Annotated in this window: 3 protein-coding genes (1 of these 3 only partly in view); all 3 read left to right on the top strand. The window is 73.5% G+C overall.

Going from position 1 to position 16,487, the window contains the following annotated elements:
* Positions 1 to 5,424, top strand: partial view of an SDR family NAD(P)-dependent oxidoreductase gene (locus ACZ3YO_RS22875; protein WP_465572200.1) — the 3' portion only. It extends 4,089 nt beyond the left edge of the window; the window shows 5,424 of its 9,513 coding nt (coding positions 4,090-9,513); its start codon lies beyond the left edge, outside the window; its stop codon occupies positions 5,422 to 5,424.
* A 1-nt stretch (position 5,425) separates the two neighbouring features.
* On the top strand, positions 5,426 to 14,818 hold the full coding sequence (locus tag ACZ3YO_RS22880; RefSeq protein ID WP_465572202.1) for an SDR family NAD(P)-dependent oxidoreductase: 9,393 nt from the start codon (positions 5,426 to 5,428) through the stop codon (positions 14,816 to 14,818).
* A gap of 100 nt (positions 14,819 to 14,918) precedes the next feature.
* Positions 14,919 to 16,274 (top strand): PfaD family polyunsaturated fatty acid/polyketide biosynthesis protein, encoded by a 1,356-nt coding sequence (locus ACZ3YO_RS22885; RefSeq protein ID WP_465572204.1) that lies wholly within the window; start codon positions 14,919 to 14,921, stop codon positions 16,272 to 16,274.
* The last annotated feature ends 213 nt before the right edge of the window (positions 16,275 to 16,487 follow it).

Below are 16,487 nucleotides of genomic sequence, written 5' to 3' on the forward strand. Positions count from 1 at the left end.
GTCGAGGCGCACGGCACCGGGACGTCGCTCGGCGACCCGATCGAGATCGCCGGCCTCACCAAGGCCTTCTCCCGCCACACCGACGACCGGCAGTTCTGCGCGATCGGCTCGGTGAAGAGCAACATCGGGCACGCCGAGAGCGCCGCCGGCATATCGGCGCTGACCAAGGTGCTGCTGCAGCTGAAGCACGGCAAGCTGGCCCCCTCGCTCCACTCCGAGGTGCTCAACCCGCACATCGACTTCGAGGGGACGCCCTTCCGCGTCCAGCGGGAACTCGGGGACTGGGAGCGGCCGGTGATCGACACCGCCGACGGCCCCCGCGAGTACCCGCGCATCGCCGGTGTCTCCTCCTTCGGCGCCGGCGGCTCCAACGCGCACGTCGTCGTCGAGGAGTACGTCCCGGCCGCCCGCCCGGCGGAGACCGACCCGGCCGGGCAGCCGCTGGCGTCCGTCGTCGTGCTCACCGCGCGCACCGCCGAACAGCTGCGGGAGCAGGCGCAGCGGCTCCTCGACTGGGCGCAGGAGGAGCGGATCGGCGACGCCGACGTGCCCGGGATCGCCTTCACGCTCCAGACCGGGCGCGAGCACCTGGACGAGCGGCTGGCCTTCCTGGCCGGCTCCGCCGAGGAGCTGCTCGCCCGGCTGCGGGACCACCTGGACGGCAAGGACGCCGTCGGCGAGATGTACCGGGGCCGCGTGAAGCGCGCGAAGGACGCCGTGTCCTTCCTCGCCGAGGACGAGGACATGGCGCACACCATCGAGGCCTGGGTGCGGAAGCGGAAGTTCGGCAAGCTGCTCGAACTCTGGGTCAACGGGCTGGGCCTGGACTGGCGGAGCTTCTACCCGGCGCCGCTGCCGGGCCGGGTCTCGCTGCCGACCTACCCGTTCGCCCGCAAGCGGTTCTGGGCCCCGGCGTCCGCGCCGGCCGCCCCGGCCGTGACCGCGCCCGCCGTCTCCGCTGCCGGGCCCGCCGCCGTGGTCCCGGCCGCCGCCGCGGTGGCCGAGCCCGTCGCGCTGAAGCCGGTCGCGCCGGTGCGGCGCGCCGTCACCGCCACCGCGCCCCTTCCGTCGGGCGGCGCCCGTGCCGTCGCGAAGCCGCGGGGGATCGGCCTCGCCCCGCTCGGCGGCGAGCCGGCCACTGCGTCCGGTACGGCGCCCGTGCGGCGTCCCGCCCCGGCGGTGACCCTCGCGCCGGTGGGCGCGGCCGCCGCCGCCCCGGCGCCCGCGCCGGCCGCCGCCCCGGCTCCGGCTCCGCTTGAGGCGCCCGCCCCGGTGGCCGCGGCGTTCGCCGGCCCGGACGAGGAGACCCTCGTCGACGAGCTGGCGGTAAGCCTCGCCCAGGCCCTGTACATGGCGGAGGAGGACGTCGACACCGACACCAACTTCACCGACCTCGGGCTGGACTCCATCGTCGGGGTCGAGTGGATCAAGGCGATCAACAAGCAGTACGGGCTCGACCTGGCCGCGACCAGGCTCTACGACACGCCCACCGTCCGCCAGTTGGCGGCCTACCTGCACAACCTGCTGCGCACCGCGGCGCCCGCCCCGGCGGCGCCCCCGGCCGCGCCGGTTGCCGTCGTCGCGCCCGTGGCCGCCGCGCCCGTGGCCGCCGCGCCCGTCGTGCCGGCGGAGCAGCCGCAGCCGGCCCTCTCGGAGGAGGACGTCCAGGCGGACCTGCTGAGCAGCCTGGCCGCCGCCCTGTACGTGTCGGAGGACGAGCTCGACCTCGACCGGAGCTTCACCGACTTCGGCCTCGACTCCATCATCGGCGTGGAGTGGATCAAGGCGATCAACAAGCAGTACGGGTTGGACCTGCCCGCCACCAGGCTCTACGACCACCCGACCATCCAGGAGTTGACGGCCTGCATCCTCCGGGAGCTGGAGAAGGGAGGCGCCCCTCAGGGGCGTCCCTTTCGCGGGCTGACCGCCCCCGCCGGGACCGCCTCCGCCGGGACGGCCCCCGCCGCCGCACCGGCCCCCGTGGCCACACCCGCCGTCCTGCCGACCCCCACGCCGAAGCCCGTGCCCGCCGCCGAGTCCGTGCCGGCTCCTGTGGCGGTGCAGCCGGCCGTGCAGCAGGCCGCTTCCGCCCCCGCCCCCGCCCGGGCCGAGGCGCGCGCCGCCGACCCGCGCCGCGGTGACGCGATCGCGATCGTCGGCATGGCCGGCCGCTACCCGCGCTCCGAGAACCTGGCGGAGTACTGGGACAACCTGGCCAACGGGCGCGACTGCGTCCGGGAGATCCCCAAGTCCCGCTGGGACGTGGACGAGTACTACGACCCGCGCCCGAGCCAGAAGGGCAAGGTCTACTGCCGGTCGATGGGTGTCCTCGACGACATCGAGGTCTTCGACCCGCTGTTCTTCAACATCCCGCCGGCCGAGGCCGAGGCGATGGACCCGCAGCAGCGGATCTTCCTCCAGGAGGCGTACCACGCCTTCGAGGACGCGGGCTACGACCCGCGGGCGCTGAGCGGGGAGAAGTGCGGCGTCTACCTGGGGATCATGAGCAACGAGTACAGCATGCTCATGCAGAAGCAGGGTGCGGACGCGAGTTCGGCCACCAGCAACAGCAACGCCATCACGGCCGGCCGGATCGCCTACTTCCTGAACCTCAAGGGCCCGGCCATCGCCCTGGACACGGCCTGCTCCTCCTCGCTCGTCGCGACCCACCTGGCCTCGCAGGCGCTCAAGAGCGGCGAGATCGACATGGCCCTGGTCGGCGGCGTCACCCTCTACCTGAGCCCCGAGGCGTACATCAGCATGTGCGGCGCGGGGATGCTCTCGCCGGACGGCCGCTGCAAGACCTTCGACAACGGCGCCGACGGCTTCGTGCCGGGCGAGGGCGTGGGCGCGCTCGTGCTGAAGCGGCTCGACGACGCGGTGCGCGACCGCGACCACGTCCACGGCGTCATCCTCGGCTCGGGCATCAACCAGGACGGGAAGACCAACGGCATCACCGCGCCGAGCGTGGTGAGCCAGATGGAGCTGGAGCGCGACGTCTACGGGCGCCACGGCATCGACCCGGCCGGCATCGGCTACGTCGAGATGCACGGCACCGGCACCAAGCTGGGCGACCCGATCGAGCTGGAGGCGCTGGCCACCGTCTACCGCGAGCAGACCGACAAGGTCGGGTACTGCGCCATCGGCTCGGTGAAGAGCAACCTCGGGCACACCTCCGCGGCCGCGGGCATCGCCTCGATCCAGAAGGCCGTGCTCTGCATGCAGCAGAAGCACCTGGTGCCGACGCTGAACTTCGAGCGCCACAACGAGCACTTCGACTTCGAGCGCTCGCCGTTCTACGTCAACACCGGGCTGACGCCGTGGAAGACGGAGGCCGGCACCGCGCGGCGTGCGGCCGTGAGCTCGTTCGGCTTCAGCGGCACCAACGCCCACCTCGTCCTGGAGGAGTACGAGGAGGCCGCCGGGGACACGGCGCCGGAGCCGCGGCACGCCCCCCGCCTCTTCGTCCTGTCGGCGAGGAGCGAGGAGCAGCTCAGGACGGCCGCCGCCCGCCTCGGCGACCACGTCCGGTCGCACCCGTCGCTGGACCCGAAGGACCTGGCGTACTCGCTCCAGCTGGGCCGCGAGGCCATGACGCAGCGTCTGGCGCTGGTCGCCGCCACCCTCGGGGAGCTGGCGGAGAAGCTGAGCCGGTTCGCCGAGGGCGGCCGGGCCGGCGGTGTCCACACCGGTCAGGCCAGGAAGGTCCGGGGGAGGGGCGCCGTGCACGTCCCCCCGCCCGCCCCGGGCGGCACCCCGTCCGCGGCGGAGTGCGAGCGGCTGGCCGAGCTCTGGGTGACCGGGACGGCCGTCGACTGGGCACAGCTGTACGCGGACGGGCGGCCCCGCCGCGTCCCGCTGCCCACGTACCCCTTCGCCCGTGGGAGCTACTGGTTCACGCCCGCCGAGGACGGCACCGACGCTCCCGCCGCAGCCGTTCCCGCGCCCGCAGTGGCCGTGCCCGCCGCACCCGTGCCCGCCGCGCCCGCGCCCGCGGCCGTGGCACCCGCCCGGGCCCCGTCGGCCGGGGCACCCGCCTCCGCCCCGGCGGCCGCGGCGAACATCCTGCTGAAGCCGGTCTGGGACGTCGTCCCGAAGCCCGCCCTGCAGACCCCCGCCGCGCCGAACGGCCGCGTCCTCGTGGCCGGCGGCACGGAGGAGCACTGGGAGCGGATCCGCACCGTCCACCCGACCGCCGAGCGCCTGCCCGTCGGCCCCGCGGACACCGTGGAGACGATCGCCGCCCGGCTCGACGGGGCCGGCGGCCCGCTCGCCCACCTGGTCTGGCTGGCCCCCCAGCAGACGTCGCCGGGCGTCACCGACGACGCGCTGGTCGACGCGCAGGAGGGCGGCCTCTACGCCTGCTTCCGCACGCTGAAGGCGCTGCTGAGCCTCGGTTACGGCCGCCGCACGCTCGACCTGACCGTCGTCACCGAGCAGAGCCTGCCTGTTCGGCGCAGCGACACCGTGGACCCGACCCACGCCGGCCTGCACGGTCTGCTGGGCTCGGTGGCCAAGGAGTACCCGGGCTGGACCGTGCGCCTGGCCGACCTCGACAAGGGGTACGACTGGCCGCTCGCGGAGCTGTTCGCGCTGCCCTGCGAGGAGCGGGGCAGCGTCTGGGCGTACCGCCGCAAGCGCTGGTACCAGCAGGCGCTCCTCCCGATCCGGGAGAGCGTCGCGGCCGACAACTCCGCGCCAGGCGCCCACCCGGTGTACCGGCAAGGCGGCACGTACGTGGTGATCGGCGGCGCGGGCGGCATCGGCGAGGCGTGGACCGAGCACATGATCCGCAGCTACGGGGCGCAGGTCGTCTGGATCGGCCGCCGGGCCGAGGACGCGGCGATCCGCGAGAAGCTGGAGCGCCTGGGCCGGCTGGGCCCGGAGCCCCGGTACGTACAGGCCGACGCCGCCGACCGGGAGTCACTGCAGGGCGCGTACGAGCGCATCAAGCAGAGCCACCCGGTCGTCCACGGCGTGATCCACTCGGCGATCGTCCTGCTCGACCAGAGCCTGGAGCGGATGGACGAGGGGCGTTTCCGCGCCGCCGTCACCGCCAAGGTCGACGTCAGCGTGCGCCTCGTCCAGGTCTTCCGGACCGAGCCGCTGGACTTCGTCCTCTTCTTCTCCTCGATGAACTCGTTCCTCAAGGCGCCCGGGCAGTGCAACTACGTGGCCGGCTCCGTGTTCAAGGACGCCTACGCCCACCGGCTCGGCTCCGCTCTCTCCGCCCCGGTGAAGACCATGAACTGGGGCTACTGGGGCAGCGTCGGCATCGTCGCCTCGCAGGAGTACCAGGAGCGGATGAGCAGGGCCGGCGCGGCCTCGATCGAGCCCGCCGACGGCATGGCGGCCCTCGACGTCCTTCTTTCCGGCACGTTCGACCAGCTCGGCCTGGTCAAGGCTCAGGGGGGTAACCCGTAACATGCAGCACATCATCCGGCGCGAAGCCATCACCACGGCCCTCAGGGGCACACGGGTTCCCCTGGCCCGCCTCTGCCGGGAGATCGCGGACGGCACGTCGGCCCCGGCCGTCGACGGCACCGACCGCGACGCGGACGCCCTGGTCGACGACGACCTGCTGAGCCGCCTGCTGCTCAGCCAGCTGCAGAGCGTGGGCCTGTTCTCGGACGCCGCTCCCCGTCTGCCGCTCGGCGACGAGCTGCGGCGCTGGCTGGACGAGTCCGTCCGCCAGCTGCTGGACCGCGGCTACCTGCACGGCGACGACGCGCACCCCCGCCCGGTGCACGCGGTGAGCAGCCGCGACGTCTGGGCGGAGTGGGAGGAGCGCAGCGCGCAGTGGTCGCGCAACGCCGACCTGCGCGCGCAGGTCCTGCTCCTGGACGCCATGCTGCGCGCCCTGCCGAGGATCCTGACCGGCGAGGTGCTCGCCACCGACGTCATGTTCCCCAACTCCTCGATGGAGCTGGTCGAGGGGATCTACAAGAACAACCCCGTCACCGACACCTTCAACGGCGTCATGGCCGACGCGGTGGCCGGCATCGTGCGCGAGATCCTGCGCAGCGATCCGTCGGCGCGGATCCGCCTCCTGGAGATCGGCGCGGGCACCGGCGGCGGGAGCGTGAAGGTCTTCGAGAAGCTCGAACCCTTCGCCGCCCACGTCGAGACGTACTGCTACACCGACCTGTCCAAGTCCTTCCTGATGTACGCGGAGAAGGAGTACGGCCCCAGGTACCCGTACCTCGACTACCGGATCTTCAACGTCGAGGAGCCGCTCGCCGGCCAGGACGTGGAGCCCGGCTCGTACGACATCGTGCTCGCCACCAACGTGCTGCACGCCACCAAGGACATCCGCCGGACGCTGCGCAACGCCAAGGGGGCGCTGAAGGAGAACGGCGTCCTGCTCGCCAACGAGCTCTCCGCGCACTCGCTCTTCACGCACCTGACGTTCGGTCTGCTCGAAGGCTGGTGGCTGTACGAGGACACCGAGCTGCGCATCCCCGGCTGCCCGGGCCTGACCCCCGAGTCCTGGGAGGAGGTGCTCGACGAGGAGGGCTTCGGCGCGGTCTCGTTCCCCGCGCAGCGGCTGCACGAGCTGGGCCACCAGGTGATCGCGGCCGACAGCGACGGGCTGATCCGGCAGGAGCTCGCGGGCGCCCCCGCCGCCGGGGGCGCCGCCCCCGCGCAAGCCGCCCGCGCGCAGGAGACGCCGGCCCGGCCCGAGGCCCAGGGACACCGCCCCGCGCGGGCCGGGGCGCGGACGCCGTCGGTCACCGACGAGATGCTGGAACAGCACGTCAAGGACGTCATCTTCGAGCAGCTGAAGCTCTCCCTGAAGGTCGACCGGACGCAGATCGCCGCCGACGACGCCTTCATGGACTACGGCATCGACTCGATCATCGGCGTGCAGCTGATCCAGGAGATCAACCGGAAGATCGGCATCGACCTGGCCACCACCGACCTGTTCGACCACGGTTCGGTGAACCGACTGGCCCGGTACATCGCCGGCGCCCACCGGGCGGAGGCCACCGCCTCGCTGCCCGCCGAGCTGCGGGCCCCGGCCGCCGGGCCCGCGCCGCTCCCGGCGGCGCAGACGGCGGCCCCGGACCAGGCCGCCGCGCCGCAGGCCCGGCAGGCTCCGGCGCGGGCACCGCACGAGCCGGCCGGCGTGCTGCGCAAGGAGCCGATCGCCATCGTCGGCATGAGCGGCCGGTTCGGCGGCTCGCCCGGCGTCGAGCAGCTCTGGGACCACCTGGCGCAGGGGCACGACCTGATCGAGAAGATCTCGCGCTGGGACATGTCGGGCTACCACCCCGAGGGCGCGCCGCGCTGCGACCACGGCAGCTTCATCGACGACATCGACCGCTTCGACCCGACGTTCTTCAACATCTCGGGCATCGAGGCGACCTACATGGACCCCCAGCAGCGGGTGTTCCTGGAGGAGTCCTGGAAGGCGTTGGAGGACGCCGGGTACGCCGGCTCCGGCACCCAGGGCCGCAAGGTCGGCGTCTACGTCGGCTGCCAGGAGAGCGGCTACGCGCAGCTGTTCGGCGGCGAGGCGCCGCCGCAGTCGATGTGGGGTAACGCGCTGTCGGCGATGCCGGCGCGCATCTCCTACCACCTCGACCTCCAGGGCCCGGCGATCTCCGTCGACACGGCCTGCTCCAGCTCGCTGGTGGCGATCCACCTCGCCTGCCAGGGCCTGTGGGGCGGTGAGACCGAGATGGCCATCGCCGGCGGTGTCGCCATCCAGACCACGCCCAAGTTCTGGGTGATCGCCGGTCAGGCCGGCATGCTCTCGCCGAGCGGCCGCTGCCACACCTTCGACGACCGGGCCGACGGCTTCGTCCCCGGCGAGGGCGCGGGCGTCGTCGTCCTCAAGCGGCTCGCCGACGCGCTCGCCGACGGGGACCACATCCACGGCGTGATCAGCGGCTCCGGCATCAACCAGGACGGCGCGTCGAACGGGATCACCGCGCCGAGCGCCAAGTCCCAGGAGCGGCTGGAGACTTCCGTCTACGACGCGTTCGGGATCAACCCTGAGCACATCCAGCTGATGGAGGCCCACGGCACCGGCACCAAGCTCGGCGACCCGATCGAGTACCACGCGCTCAAGCGGGCCTTCCGCCGCTACACCCAGCAGCGGGACTACTGCGCGCTGGGCTCGATCAAGTCCAACCTCGGACACACCATCACCGCCGCCGGCGTCGCCGGCGTCATCAAGGTGCTGCTCTCGCTCCGGCACCGGCGCATCCCGCCCTCGATCAACTTCGAGCGGGGCAACGCACACATCGACTTCACCGACAGCCCGTTCTACGTGAACACCGTGGACCGCCCCTGGGAGGCCGGGGGAGACGGCACCCGCCGCGCCGCCGTCAGCTCCTTCGGCGTCAGCGGGACCAACGCCCACCTGGTGATCGAGGAGGCCCCGTACCGGGCCCACCGCACCGGCGGGCCGTCCGCCCACCTTGTCACCCTCTCCGCCGGCACCGCCGAGCAGCTGGCCGAGCAGGCCGAACGGCTCCTCGCCCACTGCGAGCAGCAGCCCGGCCTCGACCCGGGCGACATCGGCTTCACCCTGCTCGTCGGCCGCAAGCACCTGCCGCACCGGCTGGCCTGCGTCGTGCGCGACCAGGCCGAGCTGGTGGAGAGCCTGCGCCAGTGGACCGCCCAGGGGCAGAGCCCGCGCGTCTGCGTCGGCGAGGTCCCCGCGCAGGGCCACCAGGAGCGCGCCGCGCTGCGCAACTTCGGCAACGAGTGCATCCGGCAGGCCGCGGCGGGCACCGACCCCGGCTCGCTCGCCGAGCTGCTCGCCACCGTCGCGGACCTCTACGTCCAGGGCTACGGCCTGGACTACGCCGCGCTCTTCGCCGACGGGCAGTACACCCGCGTCCCGCTGCCGACCTACCCGTTCGCCCGCGAGCGGTACTGGGTGCCGCAGGCGCCGGAGCAGCGCCCGGCGCTCCCGGCCGGCCCGCACGGCGGTACCCGGGCCGGCACGCACCCGCTGCTGCACTCCGAGGCCTCGGACTTCCGCTCCCGGCGCTACCGGTCGGAGTTCACCGGCGAGGAGTTCTTCCTCCGGGACCACGTGGTGAAGGGCCGGAAGGTCCTCCCCGGCGTGGCCTGCCTGGAGATGGCCCGGGCCGCCGCCGCCCTCACCCTCGGCGGGCCGGCCCAGGACGGCCCCGGCCTGGCCCTGCGCAACGTCGTCTGGGCGCGCCCGGTGACCGCCGGCGCGGAACCCGTCACCCTCACCACCTCACTGGTGCCCAGGGGCCACGACGAGGCCGAGTACGAGATCTCCGGCACCTCCGGCGACACCCCCGGCGCCGCCCCGGTGGTGCACAGCCAGGGGCAGGTGGTCCTCAAGGACGTCGCCCCGGCCGTGCTCGACCTCCCGCGCATCCGGGCCGCGTGCGGCCGGACCGAGGTCGCCGCCGACCGGCTCTACCCGGCGTACGAGGCCATCGGCTTCGGCTACGGCGACGCGCACCGCGGCATCGAGCGGCTGCACATCGGCCGTGACCAGGTCCTGGTGCAGCTCGCGCTGCCCGCCTCGGTGCGCGCCACCCGGGACGACTACGTACTGCACCCCGCCCTCCTCGACGCGACGCTCCAGGCCTCGCTCGGCATGGGGCTGGCGGCCGGCGACGCGGACACCCTCGACGTGTCCGGCATGAAGCCCTCGCTGCCGTTCGCCCTGGACGAGCTGGAGGTACTCGGCTCCTGCACCGACGCCATGTGGGCCTGGATCCGCTACAGCGCGGGCGTCGAGCGGGGCGGCAAGGTCTTCAAGCTCGACATCGACCTCTGCGACGAGCAGGGCGGGGTGCGCGCCCGGATCAGGGGCATGTCCTACCGCGTCCTGGACGGCGAGGTGGGCGCGGCCGCCGAGACGTCCGCGGCAGGGACCGCCGAGGTGTCGTCGGTCGCCTTCCTGCCCGCCTGGCGGGAGCCCGCGCCGGGCGCCGCGGCCATCGAGCCGCGGCAGCACGTCGTGCTGCTGCCCGACCTGCCCGCCCTCGCCGACGCGCTGGCCGGACAGGATCCGGCGGTGCGGGTGCTGCCGCTGACCTCCGCCGCGACGGGGATCGCCGAGCGGTTCACCGAGTACACCGAGCAGGCCCTCGCCCACGTCCGTGACCTCCTGGACGACCGGGCGCAGGAGCGGGTGCTGGTGCAGCTGGTCGTCCCCGACCGGGAGGGCCTGGCGACCGTTCAGGGCCTGCTCGGCCTCCTGAAGTCGGCCCAGGCGGAGGACCCGCGGCTGCTGGCCCAGGCCGTCCTCGTCGACCCGGCGGAGCCCGCCGGGCAGCTGGTCGCCCGGGTCGCCGCCGGGCGGCGCCACCCCGGCGAGTCCTGCCTGCGCTTCCGCGGCGGCCGCACCGAGGCGCTGACCTGGGCCGAGGGCGACAACCGCCCCGAGACCCGGGTGCCCTGGCGGACCGGCGGGGTCTACCTCGTCACCGGCGGGCTCGGCGGCGTCGCCACCCTGTTCGCCCGGGACATGGCCGCGGTGCGCGACATCACCCTCGTGCTGGCCGGCCGGTCGCCGCTGCGCCCCGCGCAGGAGGCCGTCCTGGACGGGTGGCGCGCGCAGGGGGCGGACGTCCGCTACGAGCGGGTGGACGTCGCCCGGGCGGACGAGGTGCGGGAGCTGGTCGACGGGATCCTGCGGGACCACGGCGCCCTGCACGGCATCATCCACAGCGCCGGCGTCCTGCGGGACGGACTCCTGCGGCGCAAGACCGCCGGGGAGTGCCGCGAGGTCCTCGCACCGAAGGTCGCGGGCCTGGTCAACCTGGACGAGGCCAGCAAGGACGTCCCGCTGGACTTCCTGGCCGTCTGTGCCGGCGCGGCCGGGGTGTTCGGCAACGCCGGGCAGGCCGACTACGCCGCCGCCAACGCCTTCCAGGACGCCTACACGCACCACCGCCAGGAGCTGGTGGCCCGAGGGCAGCGCTCCGGTGCCTCCGTCTCCGTCGACTGGCCCCTCTGGGCCGAGGGCGGGATGCGGGTGGACGGCGCCACCGAGACGGTGATGCGCGAGCGGCTGGGCATGGTGCCGATGCCGACCGCCACGGGGCTCGCGGCGCTGTACGCCGCGCTCGACGCGCCGCGGACCCAGGTCCTGGTGATCGCCGGGGACGCCGCGAAGATCCGGGAGACCGTGCTGCACCGGGCCCCGCAGCCCGAGCCGGCCGCCGTACAGCCGGCCGCCGTACAGCCGGCCGCCGTCCGGTCGGCCGTCCGGCCGGCCGGGGACCGGCCCGCCGCGGGCGCCGCGGGTGCCGGCCGGAAGGCCGTGCGCGCCGAGCTGGTCACGTACCTCAGGAACACGCTCGCCGAGGTGATCCGGGTACCGGCGCACCGGATCGACCCGGGCGCTCCCTTCGAGCGGTTCGGCATCGACTCGGTGCTGGCGCTCGCCGTCACCAACCGGCTGGAGACCGACTTCGGCTCGCTGTCGAAGACGCTCTTCTTCGAGCACCAGAGCATCGACGCACTCAGCGGCTACTTCCTCGACGCCCACGCGGGTGCGCTGGAGACGGTGCTGGGCCTCCCCGCCTCGTCACCGGAGCCCGCCGGCGCGCCCGCCGCGCCCGTGCTGCCCGCCGCGCCCGTGGCGGCCCCGGTACCCGTGGCGGCCGTCGCACCGCAGCGGCGGTCCGAGCCGGCCGGGCCGCAGGAGGACGCCGTCGCGGTCGTCGGCCTCGCCGGCCGCTACCCCGGTGCCAACGACCTCGACGAGCTCTGGGAGAACCTGCTCGCGGGCCGCGACTGCGTCACCGAGGTCCCCGAGGACCGCTGGGACCACAGCCTCTACTACGACCCGGAGCCGAACCGGCCCGGCCGGACCCCCACCAGGTGGGGCGGGTTCATCGACGGCGTCGCGGACTTCGACTCGCTGTTCTTCAACGTCTCGCCCCGCGAGGCGGCGATCACGGACCCGCAGACGCGCCTGTTCCTGGAGTGCGTCTGGAACCTCCTGGAGGGCTCCGGCTACACCCGGGACCGCCTGCGCACCGCGTACGGCAGCCGGGTCGGGGTCTACGTCGGCGCGATGTACCAGCAGTACCAGCTGCTCTCCTCCGACATCGTCCACGAGTCCATCACCTCGGTGATGTCCTACAGCGCCATCGCCAACCGGGTGTCGCACTTCTTCGACCTCCAGGGGCCGAGCCTCGCCGTCGACACGACGTGCTCCTCCTCGCTGGTCGCCATCCACATGGCCTGCGAGGAACTGCGCCGGGGCAACTGCGAAATGATGATCGCCGGCGGCGTCAACCTCACCCTGCACCCGAAGAAGTTCCTCGGGCTGAGCCTGACCGGCCTCACCGGCAGCGACCCGGGCAGCCGGGCCTTCCTCGACGGGGACGGCTTCCTGCCCGCCGAGGGTGTCGGCGCCGTCCTGCTGAAGCCGCTCTCCCGGGCCGTCGCGGACGGGGACGAGATCCTCGCCGTCATCCGGTCCAGCGCCACCAACCACAAGGGCCGCACCAACGGCCCGATGGTTCCCAGCCCCGACCGGCAGGCCGAGCTGATCGAGGAGAACCTGGAGCGGGCCGGCGTCCACCCGCGCACGGTCGGCTACGTCGAGGCGTCGGCGAACGGCTCCCAGCTGGGCGACGCCATCGAGTTCGCGGCGCTGCGCAAGGTGTTCGGCAAGCACACGCGGGACGAGGGGTTCTGCGCCCTGGGCACGGTCAAGTCCACCTTCGGCAACGCCGAGGCGGCCTCCGGCATCGCCCAGCTCAGCAAGGTCGCCCTCCAGCTCAAGCACCGCCGGCTCGTCCCGTTCGTCGGCCAGGGCGGGCTCAACGACCAGGACGGCCAGGACGGGCAGCACAGGCTCAACCCCGGGGTGGCGCTGGACGGGACGGCGTTCTACCTCCCGCGGGAGGCGCAGCCCTGGCACCGGCCGGTGGTGGACGTCGACGGCCGGGAACGCGAGTACCCGAGGCGCGCGACCATCAGCGCCGTCGGCGCCGGCGGCTCCAACGCCCACCTGGTCGTCGAGGAGTACATCCCCGTCCGGCACGCAGCCGAGGAGTACGCGGACGACGGCGCACCGCAGGTCGTGGTCCTCTCCGCGCGCAACGAGGACCGCCTCAGGGCCGTGGCCGGGCGCCTGCTGGACTTCGTGACCGCACAGCCGGAGCTCTCCCTCGCGGACCTCGCCCACACGCTGCAGAGCGGGCGCGAGGCCATGGACGCCCGTCTGGCCCTGGTGGCGGGCAGCACCGGCGAGCTCCTCGCAGGCCTCGGCCACTACCTGGACGGCACCGCCGGGCAGGCCCCGGTGCCGCTCTTCACGGGCGACGCCCGGCGCGACGACTCGGACCTCGGCGCCCTGCTGAGCGGGCGGGTCGGGGACGCGGTGGTCCGCGAGCTGCTCGCGGAGAACCGGCCCGAGAACGTGGCCCTGTTCTGGGCCCGGGGCGGGAGCGTGCCCTGGGACGCCGTCCCGCGCGAGGGCCGGGCGCCGCGGATGCTGCGGACGCTGCCGACCTACCCGTTCGACCGGAAGCGGCACTGGCTGCCGGAGGTGACCGAGGGTCGGCCGCAGGCTCCCGTGGCGCCGTCGGCCCTGCCCGTGAGCAGCGAGGCCGCCCCGGCGCACACCGGCGCCGCGGAGCGGATCGCGGCTCTCGTCGCCGACCTGCTGGGCGTGCCGGTGGACGCGCTCGACCTCGACGCCCCGCTCGAGGACCTCGGGTTCAGCTCGATCCTGGCCATGCAGCTGGTGAAGGGCGTCCAGACGGAGGTCGACCCCGCGGCCGACCTCCAGGCCCTCGCCGACTGCCGGTCCACCCGGGACCTCGTGCGCCGCTTCGGCTCCGCCGCCCCGTCCGGTGCCACGGCCGCCGTCCCCGCGGCGCCGGCGCGCTTCCCCGAGGTGATCCGCCTCAACGCCGGCGCCGAGGGCCGGCCGGTCTTCTGGTTCCACGGCGGGCTCGGCGGTCTTGAGGTCTACGGCGCGATCGCCGACAGCTTCGGGCGGCCCTTCTACGGGATCCAGGCACGCGGCTGGATGTCCGACGCCGCTCCGCTCAACGGCATCACGGCGATGGCGGCCCACTACGCGCACATCATCCGCACCGTCCAGCCCGAGGGGCCCTACGATCTGGGCGGCTACTCGCTCGGCGGTCTGCTCGCGTACGAGGTCACCCGTCAACTGCAGGAGCAGGGCGAGACGGTGGAGACCGTCGTGATGGTCGACGCGATGTACGGTGACCGGGTCAAGGAGATGACCATGTCGCGCAGGGACATGGTGCTCCAGCAGGTCAACGCCCTGCTGTTCGCGGCCGTCAGGCCGGCGCCGGAGCGCTTCGCGGAGGCGTTCATCGCCGCCGCCGAGGTGGACTGGAGCCAGGGCGACGACGAGCTGCTGGACCGGCTGATCGCCGTCGCGCAGGAGCGCGGCCTGGGCGGCTCCGCGCAGGCGCTGCGCGCACGCGTGGAGCAGAACGTGCGCGTCCAGGAGGCCTACGGGGTCCTGGAGTACGACGTGCGGCCGCTCGCCCGGCCGGAATCCGTCACCTGCTTCTACTTCCGCAACAAGAGCGGCCTCTTCTACGGGGAGCTCGAAGCCGTCTTCTCCACCCAGGAGGACGGCACGGCGCTGGACCAGGTGAACTACTGGGAGGAGTGGCAGAAGCAGCTGCCGAACTTCCACCAGACCGACGTGGACTCCTCGAACCACTTCGTGATCCTCAGCGACCCGAAGTCGCTGGCGGCCATCCGCTCCTTCTGCGAGCTGTTCTACTCCGGCAGCCGGGAGGAGAAGCGGATCGCGGCCGCGAAGACCTGGGTCGGCCGGCGCAGGCGGGGGTCGCGCAGCAAGAAGTGACCGGGGCGCGGTGCCCGTAGGAACGGTAGGAACAGTGGGCGGGGCGGCCGCCTCCCGGAAGCGGGGGCGGCCGGCTCCCGGCCGTCGAGCAGGGGGCTGCATGGACAGGGTGGCACGGAGGCTCGGGAGCGAGCCCTTCCGCAGGGACTTCGGAGTCGACTACGCGTATCTGTCGGGATCGATGTACCGGGGAATCGCCTCGAAGGAGTTGGTGGTCGCCATGGGGCGCAGCGGCTTCATGGGCTTCCTCGGTGCGGCGGGCCTGAGCCACGACCGGGTGCGGGGCGACATCGCCCACATCCGCCGGGAGCTGGCGCCGGACCGGCCGTTCGGCGTCAACCTGCTCTGCAACCTTCAGGATCCGGCGCGGGAGACGGCCAACGTCGAGCTGCTGATCGGCGAGGGCGTCCGCTTCGTCGAGGCCTCGGCCTTCGTCAAGGTGACGCCGGCCCTGGTCCGGTACCACCTGAGCGGGCTGCGCCGGGCGCCCGACGGCACCGTCGTGCGCGGCAACCGGATCCTGGCGAAGGTCTCCCGGCCGGAGGTGGCCCGGGAGTTCATGCGGCCCGCGCCCGCGGAGATCGTCGCGGGGCTGCTGGCCGAGGGCCGGGTCACGCCCGAGCAGGCGGAGCTGGCCCGGGGCATCCCGGTGGCCCAGGACCTCTGCATCGAGGCGGATTCGGGCGGCCACACCGACCGCGGCGTGCCCACCGTGCTGCTGCCGTCGATGCAGGGCCTCCGCCGCGACCTGACGCGGGAGTTCGGCTATGCCGAGGCGATCCGCCTCGGGTCCGCGGGCGGGATCGGCACCCCGCAGGCGGTGGCCGCGGCCTTCACCATGGGTGCGGACTTCGTGATGACCGGTTCGATCAACCAGTGCACGGTGGAGGCCGGGATCACCGACGCGGTGAAGGACCGGTTGCAGGGAATCGACGTCCAGGACACCGACTACTGTCCGGCGGGTGACATGTTCGAGATCGGCGCGCTGGTCCAGGTGCTGAGGAAGGGCGTGCTCTTTCCGGCCCGGGCCAACAAGCTCTTCGCGCTCTACCGGACGTACGACTCCTGGGACGCGATCCCGGAGGGTACCCGGCGGCAGATCCAGGACACGTACTTCAAACGGAGCGTGGACGAGGTCTGGCGGGAGACCAGGGAGCATCTGGAGCGGACGGGCCGGGTGGCGGAGATCGGGCGGGCCGAGCGCAGCCCGAAGCGCAAGATGGCGCTGATCTTCCGCTGGTACTACGGCTACACCAGCCGGCTGTCGTTCTCGGACCCGGAGCGCGACCCGGCGAACGTCCAGGTGCACACCGGCCCGGCGCTCGGCTCCTTCAACCAGTGGGCGAAGGGGACGCCGCAGGAGAGCTGGCGCAACCGGCACGTGGACCGGATGGCGGCCGGGCTCATGCGGGAGGCCGCCGAGATTCTGACGCAGCGTCTGAACGCCCTGGCCTGAGGGCCGGGGTGGTGGACCGTCGGCCCCCGCGCGACGGTCGATGGGGATTGTCACACTGGTCACCCCGTGCAGCCAGGCACTATGATCTGATTATCCGTCACGGTCGGTGACCAAGGGGGGGCCACAAAGGCTGATGTCACGTCATCCGGCGACCGGTGGTACGCGGTCGAGCGGGGCGGGACGAGGTGCCGGCCGGCGAGAAGCACGGGGAGC

The sequence above is a fragment of the Kitasatospora sp. NPDC022785 genome (genome assembly GCF_055561295.1).

What these genes read in the sequence shown, in the direction of transcription:
- ACZ3YO_RS22880 (WP_465572202.1), top strand. Translation starts at nt 5,426, where the DNA reads ATGCAGCACATCATCCGGCGCGAAGCCATCACCACGGCCCTCAGGGGC.
- ACZ3YO_RS22885 (WP_465572204.1), top strand. Translation starts at nt 14,919, where the DNA reads ATGGACAGGGTGGCACGGAGGCTCGGGAGCGAGCCCTTCCGCAGGGAC.